A 22762-nucleotide genomic window follows, 5' to 3' on the forward strand; every position below is an offset into this window, starting at 1 on the left:
ATTTGTAGAATACGTTTTGTGGAGGAAAAAATGGACCAAGCAAGCCTGACGTTGGCGCTGCCGGTGCCTACGCATTCTCGCTACACGACATTATTGAGCGATATTGAAAAGGGAGAGATCAAAATCCCTCAGTTTCAACGCGATTTCGTTTGGTCGATCCAGAAATCGGCTGCGCTGATCGATAGCGTCATCAAGGCGTATCCGATCGGCACGTTCATTTTTTGGGACACAAAAGAGAGACTGCGCAGCGTCAGGGACCTTGGCAACTTTCGCCTGCCGGAGCCGAAGGACGGTGACGTGGTGTCATTTGTGCTTGACGGACAACAGCGGTTGACCAGCTTGTTTGCTGTTTTGAAGGGCCTCAAGATCGAGCGTGACCCGGGTTCAGTCGAGGATTTCTCTGAAGTCTATGTCGATCTTAAAGCAACATCAGACGAGCAGATTGTTATAACTGACCTCGCCGACAAAGACAGGTCGTCTTGTATAAAGCTGTCCGATTTGCTGCAAGGTGGTTTAAAGAAGTTGTCAGCCTATCCAGAATTATTTCATCCGAAGCTCGATGAATACAGGGAACGTATTCAATCCTACGACTTCTCGATCATTCGCGTTCGCGACGTTCCCATCGAAGTTGCCACCGAGATCTTTACCCGCATCAATGTGGGTGGAAAGCCGTTGTCGTTGTTTGAAATTATGGTGGCCAAAACTTACGACGAAAAGAGAAGGTTCGACCTCTCTGAAGCCTTCGACGAGCTTGTCTCATCGCTTACTCCTGTGGATTACGAAACCATATCAGACGCTACGATTCTCCAGCTTATCGCGCTTATTTTGATCGGCGACTGCAAGAAGCAGGCAATTTTGAAGCTTGGGAAGAAGGAATTCATCGATCTATGGCCGAAAGCTATTGATGCCGCCGAGCGGGCGGTCGAGTATTTTCGCAGTACATACCGCATTCCAGTTTCCCAGCTTCTTCCGTACAACACTCTCCTCGTTCCTTTTGGATACTACTTTTTTCATCATCCGGATAAGCCCGACGCAACGCAAAGAGCGCTGCTTGAGGATTTCTTTTGGCGATGTTCGCTGGGCGGGCGCTATTCGTCTGCTGTAGAAAGCAAACTTGTTCAGGACGTGAAGCGGATTGATTCGATCTTGCATGATCAATCCCCCGAATATGATTGGCCAATCAACCCGTCGCCTGACTTCTTGATAGCCAACGGATGGTTCAATGCGGGCCGAAGTTTTGTAAAGGCGATACTGTGCCTTTATGCCTATCATGAACCAAAGTCGTTCAATGACAATGGCAAGGTAAACATTCAGAATAATTGGTTGAAGCAATCAAATAGCAAAAATTACCACCACTTCTTCCCGCGAGCGTATCTCTCCAAGGAGGGAGTCGATGAGGCCAGCATCAATAATGTATTGAACATAACGATTGTCGACGATTACTTGAATAAGCGCAAAATCCGCGCGCGACCTCCGTCGGATTACATGAGGGAGTTCGAGCGGGAGAATGCGACTTTGGCGGCAACAATGAAAACACATCTTATCAATGATCTCGACGCGTTCGGCGTTTGGAGTGACGATTATTCGGAGTTCATACGCCGGCGAGCCGAATTTGTGAGCGGAGAGCTTATGAAGCGCATTATCCCGAGGGAAGTAGACAGGCAGAACCAAACTGCTCGCACCGATGATCTCGAAGAGGACATGTCTACGTTCGAGTGAGCAGGGACGCACGACGGCAAAGCGCCGACGCATGCGGCCGTGGCCGCGCGCGTCGAGCCCATTCGCCGATTGGCTTCAGCGGCGGCTTTTCGTTTCCTCTTCTCCAGTCCGTTCGGGTCGATCAGGGTGGTGGGATTGTCGCCGACATAGTCGTAGAGATTGGGCCCGTCGGTCTCACCCAGCGGATCGGGGGTCAGCCATCGGCCCCAGCCCGGCTGATAGTAGCGGCCGCCGAAATACGACAGGCCGGTCTCGGCGTCGTGCTCCTTGCCCGAAAAGCCGAGATCGGGCCCGCGCGGCGCACGGCCGGCATCGAGCGCGATGCTGACGCTGCCGTAGGGATCGTAGTCGCGATAGCCGAGCAGCGCGCCCTGGCCGTCGAGTGCGACCGTGACCGAGCCGAGCCGGTCGGTGAGCAGATGGCGTTCGCGCGCCGCGGCTCCTGCTTCGCGGCTGACGATCAGCAGATCCTCGCCGTGCTCGCGCACCACCACATGGAATGTGCGCTGGTCCGGCTGGCCTGATCCCGCGACCGTCTCGATCCAGGTCGAGCCGACGCATTGCCAGGTCGCGGTCGTGCCGGCAGCGGATGTGTGCCGGGTGCGGCGGCAGCCGTCGACATCTTAGCGATAGGCGGCTGCCGTCGCCGCGGCCGTCGCCGTCACCAGCCGCCCGGCAAAGTCGTAGGCGAGCGTGCTGCCGCTCTCGAGCGCGGTGAGATTGCCGGCCGCGTCGAAGAAGCCGTCGACGGTTTTGCCTGCCGTCGTCATGGCCTGGGCGACGGCCCGGTTCGAGGCCGGCGCGACGGCAATTGCGAGGTCATCGCGGGAGCCGGCCGGACTGTGGCGGACGGAGATGAGATTGTCGCTGCGGTCGTAGCTCAGGGCCTGGCTGTACGGCGCGATCGTGTTGTCGGCCAGCCGGCTCCTGCCGGTCGCGCCGACCAGGCGATAGAGCGCATCGTAGCTGTACTCCTTGGCCACCGGCGTGACCGGCAGCTGAAGGCCCAAGCGGAGCCGGGCGGCGTCGCCCTTACGCTCAGCATTGCGCCGACGTCCGACACCGCCATCAACTCCGCCAACTACACGTTCAATCCGCCTGCCACCATCACGGCGGTCAAGATCGATCCGGTCAAGGACTTCATCATCCATCTGGTCGCGGACCTGAAGGCCGGCACCGCCTACACGGTGACGATTGCCAACCTGCTGACGCTGGCCGGCGACGGCGTCGATCCGGCCTGCGATTCTGCGCCCGTCGCGCCCTGAGCGGCGGTGACCAGCCGTGGCGGCTCGTGCCCGGCGCCACCGCTGCGCGGGGTGCGAGCGGTCATGGTTACGGCCTGCGCTCGCACCGCGTCCGGATCGCTGCCCGATCGGAGCAGGAACACGCCGTCCATCGGTGAGGTCAACTCGGCGTGGCGCTGGCCGCAGCGTCATGAGATGGCGATGGAGTCTCGGACGTTGCAGAACGCAAAGGTGAGACGGCGCGCGCCTGTTCTGTTCGCATTGTTGTCAGACCGAAAGTCGTTTGCGGCGAACATCGGGCCGGTGCTCAATCGGTTCTCAGCCGATTGGCGCTGATCTGTGCGATTGCCGAGAGCTGAAGCAGCCGAGATTTGACATTAGCCGCGCTTATATCCGCAATTTTTGCTTCCAATTTTACTTCGCCAAACCCCGCCGATAGCCTCGCGTCAAGATCGAGACGCAAGCGAGCCGACAGCCAACGAAGGATGTCGCGCCGCCTTGTAACCAGCGGGGGTTGCTATGCGCGACAATGAAAAACGCACGTCCAAGGCAGAGACGCAGAAGAAGGCGCCGAGAGACAAGCTGAGCCGGCGCTCATTGTTGAAAGGTGCGGCCGCCTTCGCCGGCGCCGTGGTGGGCTCGGAGATCCTGCCGGGGGCGCCGACGATCTGGGCGCAGGAGATCAAGGACATCGAGCTGCGCCATGTCGGCGTGTCCTATTCGGTGGTGAAGGCGATCGGCGACCAGGCCGCCAAGGATCTCGGCTTCAAGGTCACGATGCAGAACCTCGACACGTCGGCCGCGATCAACCGCTTCATCAGCCAGCCGAACAGCGTCGACATCGCCGACCTCGAGGGTTGGCAGGCCAAGCTTGCTGCCAAGCGCGGCGTGATCCAGGGCATCGAGGTCAAGAAGATCAAGGAGTTCGACAACATCCTGCCGATCTTCACCAAGGGCGAGATCAACGGCCACAAGATCCCGCGCCAGGGCATCTCGCCCTATGAGGCGATGTACATTTCCAAGCCGGACTCCACCGATCTGCATGACGGCGTCACGGAATGGGCGACCTTCCTGCCGCAGGTCTACAACGCCGACTCGATCGGCTACCGCCCCGACCTCGTCGGCCACGAAGTCACCGAGTGGAAGGACCTGATCGATCCCAAGTTCAAGGGCAAGGCTGCCATCCTCGACGTGCCCGCGATCGGCATCATGGACGCCGCGCTGTGCTTCGAGAGCGCCGGACTGATCAAGTACGGCAATAAGGGCAACATGACCAAGGAGGAGATCGACTTCACCTGCAACAAGCTGATCGAGCTGAAGAAGCAGGGGCAGTTCCGCGCCACCTGGACCACCTTCGATCAGTCGGTGCAGCTGATGGCGGCGGGCGAGGTGGTGATCCAGTCGATGTGGTCGCCGGCTGTTGCCGCGGTGCGCGTGAAGGAAATCCCCTGCGTCTATGCGCCGGTCAACATCAAGAACGGCAAGGAAGGCTATCGCGGCTGGTGCAACGGCATGGGCCTGATGAAGCACCTCACCGGCAAGAAGCTCGACGCGGCCTATGAGTATCTCAACTGGTACCTGTCTGGCTGGCAGGGCGGCTTCGTGGCGCGCTACGGCTATTACAGCCCGGTGCCGTCGACGGCGAAGAAATTCCTCACGGCCGCGGAATGGGAGTTCTGGTATGAGGGCAAGCCCGCGCCCGAGGTCGTCAACGATCCCTATGGCGTACCGATGGAGAAGGCCGGCACCAAGCGCGACGGCGGCTCCTTCCTCGATCGCGTCACCAACATCTCCTGCTGGAATACGCTGATGGACGAGGCCGCCTACATGAACAAGCGCTGGAACGACTTCAAGGTGGCCTAAGTCAGGGTGGCCTGAATCCTGCCTCTCCCATGTACGGCCGGCACGATCAAGTGCCGGCCAAGGCGACAGCGAAGCAATCTCAGAGATGATGCCGAGTCCTCCTTCAACCTCTCGTTCGGGCCTGACCGGCTGGCTCTATGTGTCGCCGCTGGTCGCCGTGCTCGTGCCGTTCTTCCTGGCGCCGATCCTGGTGGTGCTGGCGGCGAGCTTCTTCGGCTCCGACGGTTTCGGCGGACTCACGCCCGACTTCACGCTCGCTAATTATGTCGAGGTGCTGCACTCGGCGCTCACTCTGAAACTGTATCTGGCGACGATCAAGTTCACGGTGCTGACCTGGATCTTCACCTTGCTGATCGGCTTCTTCGTTGCCTATTTCCTGGTCTTTCACGTCCGCAACCAGCTGCTGGCGATCGGGCTGTTCCTGCTGTGCACCGTGCCGTTCTGGACCTCGAACATCATCCGCATGATCTCGTGGATCCCGCTGCTCGGCAAGGAAGGGCTGATCAACGCCGCGCTGCTGTCGACCGGCGTGATCCGTCAGCCGCTCGAAGTACTGCTGTTCTCCGATCTCGCCGTCGTCATCGCCTATGTGCACCAGCTGACGATCTTCATGATCGTGCCGATCTTCAACGCGATGGCGCGCATCGACAAGCGGCTGATCGAGGCGGCGGTGGACGCCGGCGCCAGCCGCTTCGACATCCTGCGCCTGATCGTGGTGCCGATGGCCAAGAGCGGCATCGCGCTCGGCTCGATCTTCGTGGTCTCGATCGTGATGGGCGACTTCTTCGTGGTCAAGGTGATGTCCGGCGGCGGCTCGGCCTCGGTGGTCAGCGCCTTCTATGAGGATGTCGGCGTGCTGCAATATCCGACGGCGGCCGCGAGCGCCGTGCTGCTGACCCTGGTGCTGCTCGCGATGGTCACGCTGATCCTGCGCACGGTCGACATCCGCCGGGAGATCGCCCGATGAGCGCCATGGTCGTCGACACACCTGAAAAGGACACGGTCTCGCGCAAGGCGATCGCGCCGAGCCGCGGCCGGCGGCCCTGGACGTTCTATGTCCTGGCGTCGCTGTTCACGGCCTATGTAATCGCGCTGTATGGCCCGATGTTCTGCATCTACGTCCTGTCGTTCCAGGACATCCGTGGCGGCCTGGTGTTTCCGATGAAGGGGCGCTCGCTGCACTGGTTCGTCGACCTGTTCACCCAGGTGCGCACCGGCGACGTCAAGGGCTCGTTCGATCGCTCGATCAAGCTCGCGGTCATGGTCACGATCATCACGGTGGTGATCTCGTTCCTGGCCGGCCTCGGCTTCCGCCGCCGCTTCAAGGGCGACAGCGTCGTATTCTACATGATGATCGGCAGCCTGGTGGCGCCCGGCCTCGTGCTCGGACTGGGAACGGGCCTGCTGTTCCAGGCGCTGGGGCTTAGCCCGGCCTGGTACTCCTCGGCGCTCGGCGCGCAGCTGTCGTGGACATTGCCATTCGGCGTGCTCGTGATGTTCGCGGTGATGTCGCGCTTCAACAATGCCTGGGACGAGGCGGCGCGCGATCTCGGCGCCAGCCGCTGGCAGGCGATCCGGCTGGTGATGATCCCGGTACTGGCGCCAGGTCTCGTGGCGGTCGCGCTGTTCGGCTTCACGCTGTCCTATGACGAATTCGCCCGCACCTTGCAGACGGCGGGCTCGCTCAACACGCTGCCGCTGGAAATCTGGAGCATGACGTTGAACGTCACCTCGCCCTCGCTCTATGCGCTCGGCACGGTGACCACGATCGTGTCCTTCATCGTGATCGGCGTCAGCCTGGGGAGCATCGTGCTGATCCAGAAGCGGCGCGGTGCGCAGAAGATCAAGGGATAAGGCTGTCACGGATGCGGATCGAACGAGGCGATATCGAGCTGGCGGGTGTCTGCAAGAGCTATGACGGCGTCGTCAGCGCTGTCGACGGTGTCAATCTGCGGATTGCCGACGGCGCCTATTGCTGCTTCATCGGCCCGTCCGGCTGCGGCAAGACAACCATCCTGCGCATGATCGCTGGCCACGAGGACCCGACCGCCGGCGAGATCGTGATCGGCGGCCACAACGTGGTCGGCCTGCCGCCGGTGCAGCGGCGCACGGCGATGATGTTCCAGTCCTACGCGCTGTTTCCGCATCTGACGGTGCGCGAGAACATCGCCTTCGCGCTGCAGGTGCGCGGCCAGTCCAAGGCGGAGCGGCTGCGGGCGGCGGATGCGATGATCGAGAAGGTGCGGCTGACGCAGTTCGCCGACCGGCTGCCGGCGCAGCTCTCCGGCGGCCAGCAGCAGCGCGTGGCGCTGGCGCGCGCCGCGATCACTGAGCCGCGCGTGCTGCTGCTGGACGAGCCCTTGTCGGCGCTCGACGAGCAGCTGCGGGTGCAGATGCGGCAGGAGCTGCGGCGGATGCAGCGCGAGCTCGGCATCACCTTCATCCACGTCACCCACACCCAGCTCGAGGCGATCGCGCTCGCCGATCTCGTCGTGGTGATGGAGCAGGGCAAGATCAAGCAGGCCGGGCCGGCGCGCGAGGTCTATGCCAACCCGCGCGACCGCTACGTCGCGGAGTTCATGGGCGGCCAGAACGTGCTGTCCGGCCGGGTCGAGAAGGTCAATGGCGAGAGCCTCGTGCTCAAGCAGAGCACGCAGCAGGCGATCGAGCTGCCGCTGCCGCCGCAGCGCGCCGCGATCGGCGTCGGCGACACCATCGACATCGCCGTGCGGCGCGACGACGTGGCGCTGGTCCGTCCCGGCGCGACGCTGCCGCCGGGCTGTGGCACCGCGCTGCCGAGCCGCGTCACCGCGATCGAGTACCAGGGCTATTTTGTCAAGGTGATGCTCGACACCGTGACGGACGACGAGTTCGTCGCCTACGTGCCCGAGAAGACCTATTTCGCAGATCCCTTCAATGTCGGCGACGTCGTCCTGGCCACCTGGGTGGCGGACCGCGCCCGCCCGCTCGCCTGATTCCATTTCGACAACGGAGAGTACAGCGTGCAGATCTCCTTCACTCTCAACGGCCGTGCGACCACGGTCGACGTGGACCCGGCAACGCTGGTCAGCGATCTCCTGCGCGAGCAGCTGAACCTGACGGGCACGCATGTCGGCTGCGACACCAGCCAATGCGGCGCCTGCGTGGTGCATCTCGACGGCGTTCCCGTGAAGAGCTGCACCTTGCTCGCCCCTGCGCTGGACGGCGCGACCTTGCTGACCATCGAGGGGCTTGGCGCCACCGCGGGCTCGAACGGACTGCACCCGATGCAGGAAGCGTTTCGCGAGCACCACGGGCTGCAATGCGGCTTCTGCACCCCGGGCATGGTGATGACCGCGACGGCGCTTGCCGCCGCCAACCCGACGCCGACCGAGGCCGAGGTGCGCCACGGGCTCGAAGGCAACATCTGCCGGTGCACTGGGTACCAGAACATCGTCATCGCGGTCATGGCCGGCGCTGCCGCCATGCACGCCACGTCAGCGGGAGAGTGACCATGGGGCAAGTGATCGGGATCGGCGCCGCGCCGAAGCGCAAGGAAGACCAACGCTTCCTCACCGGACGCGGCAACTACGTGTCCGACATCAAGCGGCCGGGCATGACTTTCGGCGTGTTCGTGCGCTCGCCGCATGCGCATGCCGTGCTGCGCGGCATCGACAAGGCTGCGGCGCTGGCGGCGCCCGGCGTGGTCGCGGTGCTGACCGGTGAGGATGTCGCCGCCGACGGGCTCGGTTCGCTGCCCTGCGGCTGGGGCATCTCGGACGCCAAGGGCGTGCCGATGAAGGAGCCGCCATTCCCGATGCTGGCGCAGGGCAAGGTGCGCTTCGTTGGCGACATGGTGGCGTTCGTGATCGCCGAGACGCTTGAGCAGGCGAAGTCGGCTGCGGAGCTTCTCAGCGTCGATTACGAGGTACTGCCTTCGGTGGTCGGCGTGCTCGACGCCGTCCGCCCCGACGCGCCGCAGCTGTTCGACGACGTGCCGAACAATGTCTGCTGCGACTGGGAGCTCGGCGACAAGGCGGCCGTGGAGTCGGCGTTCCGCAAGGCAGCGCATGTCGCCAAGCTCAGCCTCGTCAACAACCGGCTGATCGGCAATCCGATGGAGCCGAGGGCTGCGATCGCCGAATATGATCCGGGCAAGAGCCACCACACGCTGTGGACGACGAGCCAGTTTCCGCATGTCGTGCGCTTCCTGATGAGCGCGCTGGTGCTGAAGCTGCCGGAGCACAAGGTGCGCGTGGTGGCGCCGGATGTCGGCGGCGGCTTCGGCGTCAAGCAGTTCCACTATGGCGAGGAAGCCGTCATCACCTGGGCGGCCAAGCGTGTGTTGCGCCCGGTAAAATGGGTGGCCGACCGCTCCGAAGGCTATCTGTCGGACCGTCATGGCCGCGACCACGTCACCGAGGCTGAGCTCGCGCTCGACGAAAACGGAAAATTCCTGGCGCTGCGGGTCAAGACGCTCGCCAACATGGGCGGCTATCTCTCGACCTTCGGGCCGAACATTCCGACCAATCTCTATGCTCCGCTGCTCGGCGGCGTCTACACGACGCCCGCGATCTACTGCAACGTCAAGGTCGTGTTCACCAACACCGTTCCCGTCGACGCCTATCGCGGTGCCGGCCGTCCCGAGGCGACCTTCGTGGTCGAGCGCATCGTCGATGTCGCCGCGGCCGAGATGGGGATCGACCGCGTCGAGCTGCGCCGGCGCAACATGATCCCGAAGGAGGCCTATCCGTATCAAACGCCGGTGCTGGTGCAGTACGATTCCGGCGATCCGATGGGCTGTCTCGACGGCGCGCTGGTCGCCGCCGACGTCAAGAATTTCGGCGTGCGCAAGGCGGAGTCGGCGCGCAACGGCAAGTTCCGCGGGCTCGGCTTCTCGACCTATGTCGAGGCCTGCGGCCTGGCGCCGTCGCGCTTCGCCGGCCGGCTCGGTGCCCGCGGCGGTCTCTATGAGAGCGCCACGGTGCGCGTGCATCCCGCGGGGCAGGTGACGGTGCTGATCGGCACGCACAACCACGGCCAGGGCCATGAGACGACGTTCGCGCAGATCGTCTCCGACAAGCTCGGCGTGCCCTTCGAGAACGTCGATATCGTGTTCGGCGACACCGACCGCGTGCAGTTCGGCATGGGCACCTATGGCTCGCGCTCCCTCGTGGTCGGCGGCGCGGCGCTGTCGAAGGCGGCCGACAAGGTGATCGTCAAGGGCAAGAAGATCGCCGCGCATCTGCTGGAGGCGAGCGAGCAGGACATCCACTACGAGTCCGGCAAGTTCTCGGTGGCCGGCACCGACCGCGTCAAGACCATCGAGGAGATCGCGGGCGCCGCCTATGTGCCGCACAATTATCCGCTCGAGATCCTCGAGCCCGGCCTGGAGGAGCAGGCCTATTACGACCCGGTCAACTTCACCTATCCCGGCGGCTGCCACATCGCCGAGGTCGAGATCGATCCGGAGACCGGCATCGTCACCTTGGTCAACTACACGGCGGTGGACGATGTCGGCACCGTCATCAATCCGATGATCGTCGAGGGCCAATTGCACGGCGGCATCGTGCAGGGCGTCGGCCAGGCGCTGTACGAGAACGCGGTGTACGACGACAGCTCCGGGCAGTTGGTCTCGGGCTCGCTGATGGACTATTGCGTGCCTCGTGCCGACCATCTGCCGATGATGAAGGTCGCGACGCATTCGACGCTGTGCACGCACACGCCGATGGGCGTGAAGGGTTGCGGCGAGGTCGGCACCATCGGCTCGCCGGCGGCCGTCATCAACGCGGTGGTCGATGCGCTGTCGCATCTCGGCGTCACCCATGTCGACATGCCGGCGACGCCGAACCGGATCTGGCGCCTGCTGCAGAACGCCTCGCTGCCGGTGGCGGCGGAGTAGGAGGGACACATGAGAGCATTTGCCTATCATCAGCCGAGCGAAATCTCGGACGCCGTGACGCTCCTGACCTCGGTCGAGGACAGCAAGGTGCTCGGCGGCGGCATGACGCTGATCCCGACCATCAAGCAGCGTCTCGCGGCGCCCACGGCGGTGGTCGATCTCGCCAAGGTGCCGGCGCTGAAGGGGATCAGCGACGATGGCGAGACCGTGACGATCGGCGCGATGACGCCGCATGCTGTCGTCGCGGCGTCGCCGATCGTGCAGGCGCGCATCCCCGCGCTCGCGCAGCTCGCCTCCGAGATCGGCGATCCCGCCGTCCGCAACCGCGGCACGCTCGGCGGCTCCGTCGCCAACAATGATCCCTCGGCAGATTATCCGGCCGCCGTGCTCGGCCTCGGCGCCACCATCATCACCAGCGCGCGCGAGATCGCGGCGGATCAGTTCTTCCTCGGCCTGTTCGAGACCGCCTTGCAGCCGGGCGAGATCATCACCGCGATCCGCTTTCCGGTGCCGCTCGCGGCCGGCTACGCCAAGTTCAAGGCGCCGGCGTCGCGCTACGCGCTGGTCGGCGTGTTCGTCGCCAAGCTCGCCGGCGGTGTTCGCGTGGCCGTGACCGGCGCGGGCCCCGGCGTGTTCCGCGTCGCCGCCATGGAGCAGGCCCTGAACGGCAGCTTCGAACCCACCAGCATCGCCTCGATCAAGATCGATGCCGCGGGCCTCGCATCCGACATCCATGCGGAAGCCGACTACCGGGCGCATCTCGTCACGGTGATGGCCAAGCGCGCCGTTGCGGCCGCATCGAGGTAGCCTCAGGACCCCATCATGACAGCCTTGTCTGCCCACGCGGCCGCCGCGGACGCGCCGTCCGATCTCGCTCGCCTGTCCGCCGTCGATCTCCTGGCGGGATACCGCCGCAAGCGCTTCACGCCGGTCGATGTGGTCGAGGACGTCATAGCCGCGCTCGAAGCCACCGATGCCCGCTGCAACGTCGTGGTGACCGCGATGTATGAGCAGGCGAGGGCGGACGCCGCGCGCATCACCGCGGCGATGCAGGCGGGCGAGCCGTGCGGTCCGCTGGCCGGCATCCCCGTCACCATCAAGGATCTGGTGTTCGTCGCCGGCGTGCCCGCTTATGCCGGCTCGCCGATGAACAGGAGCTTCGTGCCGGATGTCGATGCTGCGGTCGTCGCGGCGCTGAAGGCGGCCGGCGCGATCATCACCTGCAAAACCACGACCTGCGAGTCCGGCTACAAGCTGACGGCGGACAGCCCGGTGACGGGATTGACGCGCAACCCGTGGAATCCGGCGCACACCAGCGGCGGCTCGAGCGGCGGCGCGGCGGCGGCCGTCGCGGCCGGCTGCGGGCCGATCGCGATCGGCACCGATGGCGTCGGCTCGATCCGCGTGCCGTCCTCGCTGTGCGGCGTGTTCGGACTGAAGCCGACCTTCGGCCTGGTGCCGCGCTCGCCCGGTTTCGCGCCGCCATCCTGGGCATCGCTGGCGCATACCGGCCCGATCACGCGCACCGTGGCGGACGCCGCGCTGGCGCTGGAGACGATCGCGATTCACGACCTCCGCGATGCGGCGAGCCTCGCGGTGGCGCAGCGCCGCTTCGATGCGAGCCCGCGGTCGTTGACGGGCCTGCGCATCGCCGCCAGCGCCGATTTCGGCTACGCCGCGGTCAGCCCCGACGTCCGTGCCGCCTTCACCAAGGCGCTCACCGTGCTGGAAAGCTGCGGGGCGCGGATCGCGGCCGATCAGATCGCGCTCGATCGCGAGATCCTTGAGCGCACCTTGAAGCCGATCGCCTTCGTCGAGCAGGCCGCGGCCGTCGCGCACAAGACCGGCGATGAGCTGTCGAGCTGCGAGACCGACTATCGCGACGTGATCGCGGCCGGCCGGCGCTACAGCGGCGTCGACTACATCGAGGCCAGCTACCGCCGCACCCAGGCGCGCGCGGCCTTCGTCAATCTGTTCGAGCGTTTCGATGCGCTGGTGACGCCGACTGTCGCGGTGACGGCCTTCGGGGCCGGCGAACTCGGCGTGGCCATGGTCGACGGCAAGCCGGTCGATCCGCATCTCGGCTGGTCGCCGTTCTCCTGGCCGATGAACCTGGCGGGCCTGCCGGCGGCGTCCGTGCCGTGCGGTTTCGACAGCCAGGGCTTGCCGATCGGCCTGCAGATCGTCGCGCCCTGGCTCGACGAGCCGACCATCTTCAAGATCGCGGCGGCGTTCGAGGAGGCGCAGCCCTGGGCGGGGAGGTGGCCTGAGGCGAAGCTGTCGTAGGGTGGGCAAAGGCGCGGGGGTGCTATCCCGCCAAGCGAGGTCGCAAAGGCGCCGTGCCCACCATCTTGCTGATGAGTTCGTTGTGCGACGGTGGGCACACGGCCGCCTTGCGGCCGCTATGCCCACCCTACGGACGCCTGCGTGAGGTCCGGACTTTGTCCTCTTGCTCCGCGTCATTGCGAGCGCAGCGAAGCGATCCAGAGTCCCGCTCGCCACCCCTGGATTGCTTCGCTGCGCTCGCAATGACGTGGCGTGAAAGGGGAGCTCACAAGGACAGTGCGCGTTACGCACGCTCACCCCATCTCGATCGGCGCTCCGGTCGCGCCGTGCTGGTCGCCGAGCCGCAGATAATGCGCGAGGTAGTCGTGCAGCGCGGTGGCGGCCTTCGAGGTTGCGCCGCTCGATTTGTATAGCAGCAGCTCGACCTGCGGCAGCGCCGGCAGCCCGTCGGCGGGGCCGAGCTCGCGCATGCCGGCCACTAGCGCGCTGCGGCCGAGCACGGTCACTGCCATGCCGGCGAAGGCGGCCGCCTGCAGCCCGCCGACGCTCTCGCTCTGGCAGGCGACGCGCCAGCGCAAATTCGCAGCCTCCAGCGCGGCGATGGCGTGGTCGCGATAGATGTTGCCCTGGGGCAAGAGCGCCAGCGGGATCGGATGCTCCTGATGCGCCGATGACTGCTCGCCGGTCATCCACACCAGCTGCTCGCGGCGGACGACCTGGCCGCCGGTGAAATCGTTCATACGGGTGACCAGCGCGATGTCGACCTCGCTGCGCTTCACCAGTCCGACCAGCGGCGTCGACAGCGCGCAGTTCAGCTCGACCTGGATGCGCGGGAAGGATTTTCGGAACACGCTGAGGATCGAGGGCAGCATGAACGCCGCATAGAGATCGGGCGTGCCGAGCACGACCTGGCCCTCGATCTCCTGCGAGGCGAGCTGCGAGATCAGCTCGTCATGCAGCCGCAGGATCGAGCGCGCATAGGTCAGCACGATGCCGCCGTCCTCGGTCAGCGCCAGCCGCCGGCCGCCATGCACGAACAGCTGCTTGCCGGTGAGCTCCTCCAGCCGCTGTAGCTGCAAGGTGATCGCCGGCTGGGTGCGTCCCAGCCGCCGGGCGGTCTCGGTGATGCTGCCGGTCTCGACCACCGAGATCAGCGACCTGAGCATGCGGATGTCGAGGCTGATGAGGTTCATTCGTGATCCATACCGCCCGCGCGATGCAAATTTCATGCAATGCGGGCTGCGGCCAATTGACCTGCGTGACCCGACCTCACAAGAATTCCGCGCGCGGCTCCGCCGCCTCGCGGCGCGCTGTCGCGTCCGAGCTCTGCTGGCAGGTACGCCCTTGTCAGAAGAAGGGCGCAGGGAAGGCCGGGTGCAGGCCGCACCCATGGCCCGCCTGCAGAAAGAAAAGCAGGCGGCAGTCACCACAGGATTGGCCGAAACACTCCGGCCTTCCCTGCGCGATGGGCTTAACGGCTGCTCCGTGCTCTCCCAGGGGACCGGGCTTGCTTGCCCCCGTCATCGGCATCGTGACCGACCAAGACACCAGCATCGGGGTGTCGGGACCACACGGCTTGACCGTCCGCTTGGGGTTCGTTCGTCCGCACGCGAAACGCGCACGCCGACCCCAGGCGGCCACCGCACCTCCCGCTCCACGGTCCGTGACGATCGCGAAACGCCCCTTTAGTGAGCAGGAGACGGCGATGAGTGTCGATCTGATTTGCCCGACGGCGCAAGGCCGAAGTTGCCCGACGGAATGCGGCAGATTGGCACGACGGGCAGTTTGGGGGGGCATGGGCGGGATGCGAGCGGCCATAGCTTACCCTTGATTGCAACGATCTGCTCCATCGGCGTGGGTTCTCGTCGGCAACTAAATTGGTATTACGACGGCCAGAGGAGCTAACGACGATGAAGGACGGCGCGAGGTGGACCGGAGCTACGAAAGCTGTTTCACTTGGATAATCGACGGCGACAAACTCATGACACGCCTTTGATCGGCAGAGAGATCAGCTTTGCGCTTTGCCGCCGATCAAAGCGTCGAAGATGTTTGAGGTCCCGCCATCTAAGATAGGATGTTCTATCATAGTTGAATTCTTGATCGCACTGTGCTTGATTCCTCTGGCGTCATCATGAAGCGACATTTGGGTCGTCGTCTCGCTAAAACCCGAAATGCAACTAAGTGTCAGGTCATGGACCGCTGATAGGTTGCTGCGCATTGAACTCGCTGAATAAGTGCAGGAGAAAGTTCGATGTCTGGTCAGTATCACAAGGTTTCTGCGCAGGCACAGCAACAGTCGCAGCAGAAACACGAGCAACAGCAACAGCAACAGCAACATGGGGGGGCGCCGACCCCGCCCGATCATGTTGCCCTTATCGCGTTGACGATCGCGACACTGGGCAGGCAGCTAGAAGACTTAGCCCAGCTTGAAGGAGACGCTGCGAGGCAAGATGCGGTACGGAGCGCAAGCGCGGAGATCGTCAAGCATGCGATGGACATTGTGGCTCCAGACAGGCTCTACATAACGGTTCCTCCAGGATGGAAGCCGCCAAGTGCGCTTGAGCCTTGTCCGGACTGTTCGCATCTGAGGTCAAAAGGAAAAAAGCCGTGATGGAAGGAGGTCAGGAAGCAGCCGCGGAGACCGATGAAGAGAAAAGGCAGATGGCCGGCGGCTACTATTCAAGAGTTCTGATAGACGAACCTCCTACGGATCTCTTCTTTGAGCGAGTGTCGGGCGCCCCGGAGCCGCCGGAGGATTTGCGTCAGCTGAAGCTCGATCTCGAAGGGGCCGCTCAATCCGTCGTGACGTTTTTTCGCGATGACGCAGAAGCCTTGCTTAATTTCATGGAGCGGCTTCAATTAGCTGGTCAAGTCGGCTGCTGCGGGCCTGACTATCGCATTGGAGAAGGCAAGGACAGCTTAGAAAGTACGAAGCGGCAGGTTCTTCAAAAAGGATACGAAAGCCGTAACAGAATTTGGTTCGAGTATACGCGCTATACGCTCGCTATATTGTTGCCAACCGTTGTAGCCGGATTCGCCATCTTTGCAGCTTCCACCTATGGAATCTATTTACCAGGGCCCGACGCCAAAGGTAATTTTCCTCCGCTAGTTGTCGCTGTGCTTGCTGCCCTTTGGATACCGGCAGGCGCGGCTTTTGGCGTCTGGACGGAGTTTAATTTCAGAACAGGCAACCTCAAATTTGGGGACTTGCTCTCGTTTGACCCAGAGCGCTGGTCATCAGGTCAGCGTTTCTTCATCGCAGTTATGATCGGTTACTTGCTTGCCTTCGTCCTGGCGTTTGGGGTGATCCAAATTGGATTACTTGGCGTGCTCCTGAACGACTTCACAGGATCGCGTCCATGGTTGAGTGGTGTGGTCGGCTGGGTTAGCGGATTTTCCTATCCTGTTGTCCGAGATATCATCAAGACGCTCCGGCCGTCAGTTCGGCAGCAGAGCGAGCAATCAAGCTCTTAGCTTATTGTTGAGAGGATAAGGGCTCCGAAGTCCTAACGTCGTGACTCTGCAGCCCTTCTCCGCGACGAGATAAGCCTGGAGTGCGGTCAGTTCTGAAACAGCTTTAAAGATATTCTACGGCCTCCGCGAAGGTTCCTTATGATAGAAGCCCTTCGCGCCGGTGCGCCAAATACAAGCCCTTCGCGATCTTGAAAAGAGAAGGTGAACTACTCGGCGTAAAGATCGATCAGTCAGCCTGACTCCTTCTCGGACACATCCTTTAGGAACGCGACGTCTAGTCCTGGAGTTTCAGGCGTCGCCTTTCCGGCGATCGCTTGCAGGTCACCAACTATGCCGACCGTCGAGGCGATGACCGGGAGGATCTGGGTTTAACGCTTTGGCCCATTGACGGCCCATGAACTTGCGCTCCTTATCAAGATTTTCGCGCATGTCATTGAACTTATCGGTCGCGGCCGCCATTCGTTGACGGAACATCGGTGCCGGTTAGATACTGGTAAACTTGCTCAATCTTGAAAGCGTCGATCAGGGCTCCAAGGTGTTGAGCGGTGCAGGCCGTCGCTGCACATCTTCCAAATCGGGCCTCGCAATGTGAAGCGGTTTATCCAAAAGCTTGATTTCGGCAATCTGATCGAATTCGAGCCTTGAGAGGCAGCCATGCCGTCTAGTCCGTAAGAACGCCTTCTATGATTAGCTCCATCTCCGCGCATTGGCGAAGCATGTCGATTGGATTGACGATCGACGCGCCGCAGTTCTATCCCAGCCTCACCGCCAAACCCAGCGGCCCCCGAAACCCGAACCCGTGCCACCGCACGCTCCCCGCATCCACCAGCTCCATCCGCGGAAACCGCTCGAACAGCATCGGCAGCAGGATCGCGCCGACGGTGCGGCGGGAGAGGTGGGCGCCGGCGCAGTGGTGGGGGCCGTTGCCGAAGGCCTGGTGGGGGTTGGGGTCGCGCAGGGCGTTGTAGCGCTCGCCGTCAGTGAACAGGTCTTCGTCGCGGTTGGCGGAGGCCTGGATGGTCATCACGGTGTCGCCCTTCGAGATCAGGCAGCCGCGGATCTCGGTGTCCTCCATGACAAGGCGTGAGCTCGCCTGGATCGGCGCCACCCAGCGCACGCCTTCCTCGAAGGCGGCGCGCCATTTGTTGTCCGCGCGCACGACTTCGAGCTGCTCCGGATTGGTGAGGAGGCCGTAGAGGATCGTCAGCAGGGCGTCGCGCGGCTCGTTGATGCCGCCGCCGATCGCGATCTTGATGTTGGCGATGATCTGGCTTTCGGCGATCGGGGTCTTGGCGTTGACCATGAAGGAGAGCGCGGAGGAATCCGGGATCGCGCGCACGCGCTCCATATTGGCGCGGATGCAGCGGTCCATCTCCGCATTGGCGATGTCGGACGCGTCGAACGGGCCCGGCGTCCAGCCGAAATTGCCGGCGCCGTCGATCAGGGTCTGCGACCAGCGCTGCATCTCGTCGTCGCTGGCGTCCGGGACGCCCATCACCTCAGCCAGGATGCGCGCGGCCAGCGGGCCGGCCAGCGCGGGGAACAGGTCGACGATCTCGCCGCGCGGCAGCCGGTCGAGATAGTCCGTGGCGAATTTGGTGTAGAGCGGCTCCCAGACGGCTTCGATCGTCTTCGGCATCAAAGCCGGCATCATCGCCATGCGCTCGGCGCGGTGCTCGTCGTGGTCCTTGCGCATCAAGGTGTGCGCGAGGAAGGCGCGCTTCATCGGCGTGTTCGGATCGTCGGACGAGAACAGCGCCGCATTGTCCTTCACATATTTGGTGTCGGCCGCCTTGGTGAGGAACGTCCGGCCCACCGACTTGACCCGCAGCACCGGCGCCTCGCGCCGCAGCCGCTGATAGATCGGATAGGGATCGCGCGTGAGCTCCGCGATGGTGATGGTCTCGTCCAGAGGGGCCAGAGTCCGAGCCAAGCCTGCGGTCAGCATGGAGCGCTCCTGTGGATGCGGGGACGGCGTGTATCCTGGCCCTGACGATAGCGGCGGGGGTGACGCCGTCAATGCTGGTGCGCTGTCCCGGGGAGGGCGATGATGCGGTGTGAACGGGTTGTAACGTCGTCCGTTCCGTGGTGTGCCTGGGCGGGCATGCTGCACCGCACTTGCTGAGATGATGGGGTGGATGGAGTTGGGGGCGAGGCGGCGGATCTCGGGCGGTCCGTCCCGCACGGCCTGCGCTGAGGCATATGCGGGACGGATGCGCTGGCGGCTACGGGCAGAACCAGGCGGGGCCGATCTGCGTGCAGCCGCGGCGGTGATAATCGTGCGGCCGGAAGCGGTAGCGCTGCCAGCCGGCGGGCGGGCCGTGGCGCCGACCGTAGCTGCGATGATCGTAGCGGCGCTGCTCGTGCTGCCAGCGGCCGTCGCGGTCGCGGTGATCGCGCTGCGCCAGGCGCATCGGAGAGGTCGTCGCTTCGCGGCTCTCGAAGCGTGCGGCGCTCGGCGCCGCGGAGACTCCGACCGTGCTTGCGAGAAGAATGGCGGAGAGGGCAGCGATGGTTGCTCGCATCGGGGACTCCAATCATGTTGGTGGGGATGTGGCGGTCGCCAGGGGATGATGCGGACCACGTTCGGCGGTAGCGCCGGGCATGCGCTGTCGAGGCGTCCGCATCGTGCGTGTCGGCAACGGCTCGCCACATGGCCCGTTCCCGCTGCGGGGCCGACGGCGGCGCGGCAAACTGTCCTGCGCGGGAGCGCGCAGTTCGGGATCTCGGGAGATGGGCATGGAGTGCGGCGCGTGGCGGCGGATCACGCTGCGCTGATCCGCCCTACGGGCGTGTTGGTGGTGGCCTCGTCTGCTTCCACATCGTCATGGCCGGGCCTTCGCCGCGCCGAAGCGGCTTCGGCCGCGCAAGCGGGACAAGCCCGGGCATGACGGAGTAACTCATTGGCAGGTGGTTGTGCCGTGATGGCGGAGGTGGTGTCTGACGCGATCGCTGAGCGCTCTCACACCCAGCCGCCGTCGACGATGTAGTTCTGGTTGGTGCAGGCGCCGGCATCATCCGATGCGAAGAACAGCACCACGCGGGCGATGTCGTCGGGCATGATCTTGCGCTTGAGGCATTGGCGTTGCATCAGCTCGGCTTCGCCTTCGGGGGTGAGCCAGAGTTTGAGCTGGCGCTCGGTCATGGTCCAGCCGGGGAGGATCGAGTTGACGCGGATGTTGGCGGGGCCGAGGTCGCGGGCCAGTGCGCGGGTGAGGCCCTGGATGGCGGATTTCGCGGTCGTGTAGCAGGGCATTCCGCCCTGGCCGAGCACCCAGCTCACCGAGCCCAGATTGACGATCGCGCCGCCGCCGGCGCTGCGCATGTCGGGCGCGACCGCCTGGGCGGCAAAGAACTGATGCTTGAGGTTGACGGCCATGCGCTCGTCCCAATACTCCGGCGTCACCTCCTCGATGCTGTGGCGGTCGTCGCGGGCGGCGTTGTTGACGAGAACCGTGATCGGGCCGAAGGCGCGGCGCACGCCGTCGATCGCGGCGCGAAGCGCGGCGATGTCCCTGACGTCAGCGTGCTCGAAGTGGACGCGCGCCTGCGCCGGCAGGCTGGCCAGCAGCGTCTCCGAGGCCTCGCGGTCGATGTCGATGAAGGCCGTGCGCGCGCCCTGGCCGAGGAAGTTGCGGACGATGGCTTCGCCGATCCCGGAGCCGCCGCCGGTCACGAGCACCGTGCGGTCCTTGAGGCTGGGATAGATGGCGGTCGGCATGGGGCGTCCTCTCGATCTCGGTGGCTGACGGGGATGGGTGATGACGTGCAATGCAACGGCGTAGCGCCGCAGCGGGAGAGGATCGCACAGGGGCGCTCGAGTTGGTAGTCGGGCGTCGCTCGACGCCGTCATGCCCAGACCTGCGCGGCCGAAGCCGCTGCGGTGCGGCGACGCAGGCGGGCGCAGGCCGCTTCTCGTCGTCACTCACATGGCCTGCACATGGCTTGCACATGGCCTGGCGGCGCGTGAACGTCAGTAGCGGCCGCCGCTGCGCTCCTGCTGCTTGATCCAGTCGGACAGCGTCTTGGGGGCGGCGACAGTGGCGCCGGAGCGCGCCGGCTTGGACGCGCCGCTGCGGCCGCTCCGGGGTGTCGTCTCACCGGGTGTGCGCGGACGTGTCGCAGCGTGAGCGCCCGCGCTGCTACGCGACGCCGCGGCAAGCTTGTCCGCTTCCTCCTTCTCCAGCCGCAGCTTGCGCAGCCGCTCCATCTTCTCGCGCTCCGGATCGGGCGGCGGCGGCGGGAGCTCGCGCTGGCGGGCTTCCTCGGCCGAGACCAGCAGCGCCTTGATGGCGCCTTCGCCGAGCGCCTTGCAGGCTTCCAGGCGGTGCAGGCCTTCGACCAGCACGAAATGGTCCTTGTCGCGGCGGACGAGGATGGGTTCGCGCTGGCCGACTTCCAAAATGCTCTCGGCCAGCGCGTCGACCACGTCCGGCTTGAGCGCTTTACGCTTCTTGTCGGGAATGTGGATCTTGTCGATGGGCAAGCTTTCCGGAGCGGACACAGTCGGGACTCCCTTGTCGTTACGCCCGCGGCTTCCTCTCGATCACGCCAGATCCAGCGGGCCGGTCGGACGATCGCGGGGCGCGGATTCCAACTGCGGCGCGCCGCATCGCGAGAGGAGACGCGGGCGGCTACCATAGGGACATTGCGCCGCCATCCGCAAGCACGGTGATGCGGAGCCGTGGCGCATGCCGCCTGGCCGCTCCGCTCCGGGCGTCCCTTAGTGTCCCGCAGCGTGCGAGGTCGCAAGATCCGGCGTCGCGGCGAGCGCCGCGCGCAGGTCGTGCTGCAAGGCCGCGGCGAGCGTGGCGGCGTGGTCGCGGAGATAGAAGTGATCGCCGGGAAACATCCTGTTGACGCACGGACCCGTCGTCTCCCTGCGCCAGGCGCGCAACTCGGCCGCGCCGACCTCGGCGTCGTGGAGGCCGCCATAGGCTGCGATCGGAACGGACAGCATGCGGCCCGTCATGGGCGCGTAGCTCTCGCAGGCGCGGAAGTCGGCGCGCAGAATCGGAAGCAGCATCGCCATGAGATCATTCTCTGCGATCACCTCGGGCGGCGTCGCGCCGAGCTCGCGCAGATGCGCGATGAACTCCGCATCCGGCGCATCGTGCATCGCGGGCGTTTGTCGTGGCGCGCCCGGAGCGCGATGTCCGGAGACGGCGAGAAGCGCGGGCGGCGAGCCGTGACGCCGAACGAGTCGATGACATACTTCGAACGCGACGAGGCTGCCCATGCTGTGCCCGAACAACGCGTAGCGCGCATGATCGTGTGATGCCATCGTCTCGGCCAATTCGTCCGCGATGCGCGCGATCGAATCAAGCAGCGGCTCGCGCATGCGGGTTCCGCGTCCGGGATAGTCGACGGAAACAATCTTGATGTCGGGAGGGAAGAAGCGTTGCCACGTGCTGAACACGCGGCCGCTGCCACCGGCATAGGGCATACAATAAAGAAGAGTCGTCGCGGTCATCTGTTGCTCATCGTGATGAGATCGTTCGGAACGTCTGAGATCGGCAGGAGTTGCTGCCCCTCTCCCGCGATGTGTTCGTGTGACGTCGGCGTTGTTTGTAAAAGTTTTGTGGTGATCGGGCTCAACGCGGTGTCCTCGGATGTTCAAATAAACGTTAGAGAGAGTTTACAACCTAAAGTGGGTTCCCGCTTTACATTGGTATTGCGGTAGGGAGGGGTCTCCTATATTAGGAGAGATATAGGACGAGCTAACAAGTGCGATCGTCGTCTTTGAGGATCGATCGTCGTTGCTCGGCCTGTGGCCGCTGTGTTGCGTTGCCCGAGGCGTCGGGAGCGCGTGTCGCAGTGGTGTGTCCAACGAGGAGGTCGAACGTCATGCATGCCAGTGTCAAGCCGAGCGCGCCGACCGAGGAGGAGTTCATCGTCGTCCTCAACGACGAGGAGCAGTATTCGATCTGGCCGGCCGGGCGTGCCATTCCCGACGGCTGGCGCGCCGAGGGTGTGCGTGGAGCGAAGGCCGATTGCCTGAAGCATATCGATGAGGTCTGGACCGACATGCGGCCGCTCAGTCTGCGTCGCCGCATGGCGGAGGCGTCCTGACGGCGCGGGAGATCGTTGCTGTCGCAGCCTGCGTCGTGCGATGCAGGTCGGTGGTTTCTGGAGTTGCACATCAACTGAGCGTGGCTGTTGAGCGTCAGGCATAGGCGAAGCTGATCCTGGTGGGTGGGTCGGTGGTCCGTGTGGTGACTCGCGAGACGGCCGATTGAGTTGCGAGCAAGTGGATGCGGTCGCGACGTGGCGATGTGTTGCCGACAAATAACCC

20 protein-coding genes and 1 pseudogene are annotated in these 22762 nt (G+C 64.2%); 12 read left to right on the plus strand and 9 right to left on the minus strand.

Translation table 11 applies throughout. The features are described 5' to 3' along the window. Positions 1-30 precede the first annotated feature (30 nt). The gene (locus NLR35_RS22685) at positions 31-1719 is read left to right on the plus strand and encodes a DUF262 domain-containing protein (RefSeq protein WP_257168749.1); all 1689 of its coding nucleotides are present in this window, start codon (positions 31-33) and stop codon (positions 1717-1719) included. Positions 1720-1835: 116 nt separating this feature from the next. Here the strand turns inward: NLR35_RS22685 and NLR35_RS22690 are convergent. The 3 genes and pseudogenes from NLR35_RS22690 to NLR35_RS22700 all read right to left on the minus strand — a co-directional run. Next, a pseudogene (locus tag NLR35_RS22690) lies at positions 1836-2213 on the minus strand (RHS repeat-associated core domain-containing protein); the annotation flags it as partial. A 129-nt stretch (positions 2214-2342) separates the two neighbouring features. Continuing rightward, positions 2343-2870: a hypothetical protein gene (locus tag NLR35_RS22695; protein WP_257168750.1), complete on the minus strand. Its 528-nt coding sequence runs from the start codon at positions 2868-2870 to the stop codon at positions 2343-2345. Between the two features lie 29 nt (positions 2871-2899). Further along, positions 2900-3115, minus strand: a complete 216-nt coding sequence (locus NLR35_RS22700; RefSeq protein WP_257168751.1) for a hypothetical protein — start codon at positions 3113-3115, stop codon at positions 2900-2902. 367 nt (positions 3116-3482) lie between these two features. Here NLR35_RS22700 and NLR35_RS22705 point away from each other — a divergent pair, with 367 nt between their 5' ends. The 8 genes from NLR35_RS22705 to NLR35_RS22740 all read left to right on the plus strand — a co-directional run bounded on the left by NLR35_RS22705 (position 3483) and on the right by NLR35_RS22740 (position 12993). Next, positions 3483-4826 carry a PotD/PotF family extracellular solute-binding protein gene (locus NLR35_RS22705; protein WP_257168752.1) on the plus strand — a complete coding sequence of 448 codons (1344 nt, stop codon included), beginning with the start codon at positions 3483-3485 and terminating at the stop codon, positions 4824-4826. A gap of 85 nt (positions 4827-4911) precedes the next feature. Continuing rightward, the gene (locus NLR35_RS22710) at positions 4912-5793 is read left to right on the plus strand and encodes an ABC transporter permease (RefSeq protein ID WP_257168753.1); all 882 of its coding nucleotides are present in this window, start codon (positions 4912-4914) and stop codon (positions 5791-5793) included. Then, complete coding sequence (locus NLR35_RS22715; RefSeq protein WP_257168754.1) at positions 5790-6680, plus strand: ABC transporter permease; 891 nt, start codon at positions 5790-5792, stop codon at positions 6678-6680. Before NLR35_RS22710 ends, NLR35_RS22715 begins: the two co-directional genes overlap by 4 nt. 11 nt (positions 6681-6691) lie before the next feature. Further along, the gene (locus NLR35_RS22720) at positions 6692-7801 is read left to right on the plus strand and encodes an ABC transporter ATP-binding protein (RefSeq protein ID WP_257168755.1); all 1110 of its coding nucleotides are present in this window, start codon (positions 6692-6694) and stop codon (positions 7799-7801) included. 27 nt (positions 7802-7828) lie between these two features. Beyond that, complete coding sequence (locus NLR35_RS22725; protein ID WP_257168756.1) at positions 7829-8317, plus strand: (2Fe-2S)-binding protein; 489 nt, start codon at positions 7829-7831, stop codon at positions 8315-8317. 2 nt (positions 8318-8319) lie between these two features. Continuing rightward, positions 8320-10707, plus strand: a complete 2388-nt coding sequence (locus tag NLR35_RS22730; RefSeq protein ID WP_257168757.1) for a xanthine dehydrogenase family protein molybdopterin-binding subunit — start codon at positions 8320-8322, stop codon at positions 10705-10707. Positions 10708-10716: 9 nt separating this feature from the next. Continuing rightward, a complete protein-coding gene (locus tag NLR35_RS22735; RefSeq protein WP_257168758.1) occupies positions 10717-11514 on the plus strand; it encodes a xanthine dehydrogenase family protein subunit M in 798 nt (265 codons plus the stop codon). Positions 11515-11529: 15 nt separating this feature from the next. Continuing rightward, positions 11530-12993, plus strand: coding sequence for an amidase (locus tag NLR35_RS22740; protein WP_257168759.1), 1464 nt, complete (start codon positions 11530-11532; stop codon positions 12991-12993). A 293-nt stretch (positions 12994-13286) separates the two neighbouring features. Here the strand turns inward: NLR35_RS22740 and NLR35_RS22745 are convergent, their stop codons facing one another. After that, entirely contained in the window at positions 13287-14186 is a 900-nt protein-coding gene (locus tag NLR35_RS22745; RefSeq protein WP_257168760.1) for a LysR substrate-binding domain-containing protein, read from the minus strand. Between the two features lie 1058 nt (positions 14187-15244). Between NLR35_RS22745 and NLR35_RS22750 the strand changes: the two genes are divergently transcribed. Together NLR35_RS22750 and NLR35_RS22755 are read left to right on the plus strand one after the other, a co-directional pair. Next, complete coding sequence (locus NLR35_RS22750) at positions 15245-15604, plus strand: hypothetical protein (protein WP_257168761.1); 360 nt, start codon at positions 15245-15247, stop codon at positions 15602-15604. Next, complete coding sequence (locus NLR35_RS22755) at positions 15601-16467, plus strand: hypothetical protein (protein ID WP_257168762.1); 867 nt, start codon at positions 15601-15603, stop codon at positions 16465-16467. Before NLR35_RS22750 ends, NLR35_RS22755 begins: the two co-directional genes overlap by 4 nt. Before the next feature lie 751 nt (positions 16468-17218). On the opposite strand, the gene NLR35_RS22760 is transcribed toward NLR35_RS22755, so the two are convergent. The 5 genes from NLR35_RS22760 to NLR35_RS22780 form a co-directional block, all read right to left on the minus strand. Further along, complete coding sequence (locus tag NLR35_RS22760; RefSeq protein WP_257168763.1) at positions 17219-18415, minus strand: cytochrome P450; 1197 nt, start codon at positions 18413-18415, stop codon at positions 17219-17221. 277 nt (positions 18416-18692) lie between these two features. Continuing rightward, positions 18693-18992: a hypothetical protein gene (locus tag NLR35_RS22765; RefSeq protein ID WP_257168764.1), complete on the minus strand. Its 300-nt coding sequence runs from the start codon at positions 18990-18992 to the stop codon at positions 18693-18695. Between the two features lie 437 nt (positions 18993-19429). Next, positions 19430-20188: an SDR family NAD(P)-dependent oxidoreductase gene (locus NLR35_RS22770; protein ID WP_257168765.1), complete on the minus strand. Its 759-nt coding sequence runs from the start codon at positions 20186-20188 to the stop codon at positions 19430-19432. Between the two features lie 252 nt (positions 20189-20440). Next, positions 20441-20971, minus strand: a complete 531-nt coding sequence (locus tag NLR35_RS22775) for a ParB N-terminal domain-containing protein (RefSeq protein WP_257168766.1) — start codon at positions 20969-20971, stop codon at positions 20441-20443. A 219-nt stretch (positions 20972-21190) separates the two neighbouring features. Next, complete coding sequence (locus tag NLR35_RS22780; protein ID WP_257168767.1) at positions 21191-21940, minus strand: thioesterase II family protein; 750 nt, start codon at positions 21938-21940, stop codon at positions 21191-21193. A 374-nt stretch (positions 21941-22314) separates the two neighbouring features. Between NLR35_RS22780 and NLR35_RS22785 the strand changes: the two genes are divergently transcribed. After that, the gene (locus tag NLR35_RS22785) at positions 22315-22539 is read left to right on the plus strand and encodes an MbtH family NRPS accessory protein (RefSeq protein ID WP_257168768.1); all 225 of its coding nucleotides are present in this window, start codon (positions 22315-22317) and stop codon (positions 22537-22539) included. Positions 22540-22762: the final 223 nt, after the last annotated feature.

The organism is Bradyrhizobium sp. SRS-191, from assembly GCF_024586915.1.
In the GTDB taxonomy this organism is placed as follows: Bacteria; Pseudomonadota; Alphaproteobacteria; order Rhizobiales; family Xanthobacteraceae; genus Bradyrhizobium.

Coding starts and splice junctions, on each gene's coding strand:
- NLR35_RS22770 (WP_257168765.1), bottom strand. CDS start 20,188: ATGCCGACCGCCATCTATCCCAGCCTCAAGGACCGCACGGTGCTCGTG.
- NLR35_RS22760 (WP_257168763.1), bottom strand. CDS start 18,415: ATGCTGACCGCAGGCTTGGCTCGGACTCTGGCCCCTCTGGACGAGACC.
- NLR35_RS22785 (WP_257168768.1), top strand. CDS start 22,315: ATGCATGCCAGTGTCAAGCCGAGCGCGCCGACCGAGGAGGAGTTCATC.
- NLR35_RS22705 (WP_257168752.1), top strand. CDS start 3,483: ATGCGCGACAATGAAAAACGCACGTCCAAGGCAGAGACGCAGAAGAAG.
- NLR35_RS22720 (WP_257168755.1), top strand. CDS start 6,692: ATGCGGATCGAACGAGGCGATATCGAGCTGGCGGGTGTCTGCAAGAGC.
- NLR35_RS22710 (WP_257168753.1), top strand. CDS start 4,912: ATGATGCCGAGTCCTCCTTCAACCTCTCGTTCGGGCCTGACCGGCTGG.
- NLR35_RS22735 (WP_257168758.1), top strand. CDS start 10,717: ATGAGAGCATTTGCCTATCATCAGCCGAGCGAAATCTCGGACGCCGTG.
- NLR35_RS22740 (WP_257168759.1), top strand. CDS start 11,530: ATGACAGCCTTGTCTGCCCACGCGGCCGCCGCGGACGCGCCGTCCGAT.
- NLR35_RS22750 (WP_257168761.1), top strand. CDS start 15,245: ATGTCTGGTCAGTATCACAAGGTTTCTGCGCAGGCACAGCAACAGTCG.
- NLR35_RS22745 (WP_257168760.1), bottom strand. CDS start 14,186: ATGAACCTCATCAGCCTCGACATCCGCATGCTCAGGTCGCTGATCTCG.
- NLR35_RS22765 (WP_257168764.1), bottom strand. CDS start 18,992: ATGCGAGCAACCATCGCTGCCCTCTCCGCCATTCTTCTCGCAAGCACG.
- NLR35_RS22730 (WP_257168757.1), top strand. CDS start 8,320: ATGGGGCAAGTGATCGGGATCGGCGCCGCGCCGAAGCGCAAGGAAGAC.
- NLR35_RS22700 (WP_257168751.1), bottom strand. CDS start 3,115: ATGGACGGCGTGTTCCTGCTCCGATCGGGCAGCGATCCGGACGCGGTG.
- NLR35_RS22695 (WP_257168750.1), bottom strand. CDS start 2,870: ATGGATGATGAAGTCCTTGACCGGATCGATCTTGACCGCCGTGATGGT.
- NLR35_RS22715 (WP_257168754.1), top strand. CDS start 5,790: ATGAGCGCCATGGTCGTCGACACACCTGAAAAGGACACGGTCTCGCGC.
- NLR35_RS22685 (WP_257168749.1), top strand. CDS start 31: ATGGACCAAGCAAGCCTGACGTTGGCGCTGCCGGTGCCTACGCATTCT.
- NLR35_RS22780 (WP_257168767.1), bottom strand. CDS start 21,940: ATGACCGCGACGACTCTTCTTTATTGTATGCCCTATGCCGGTGGCAGC.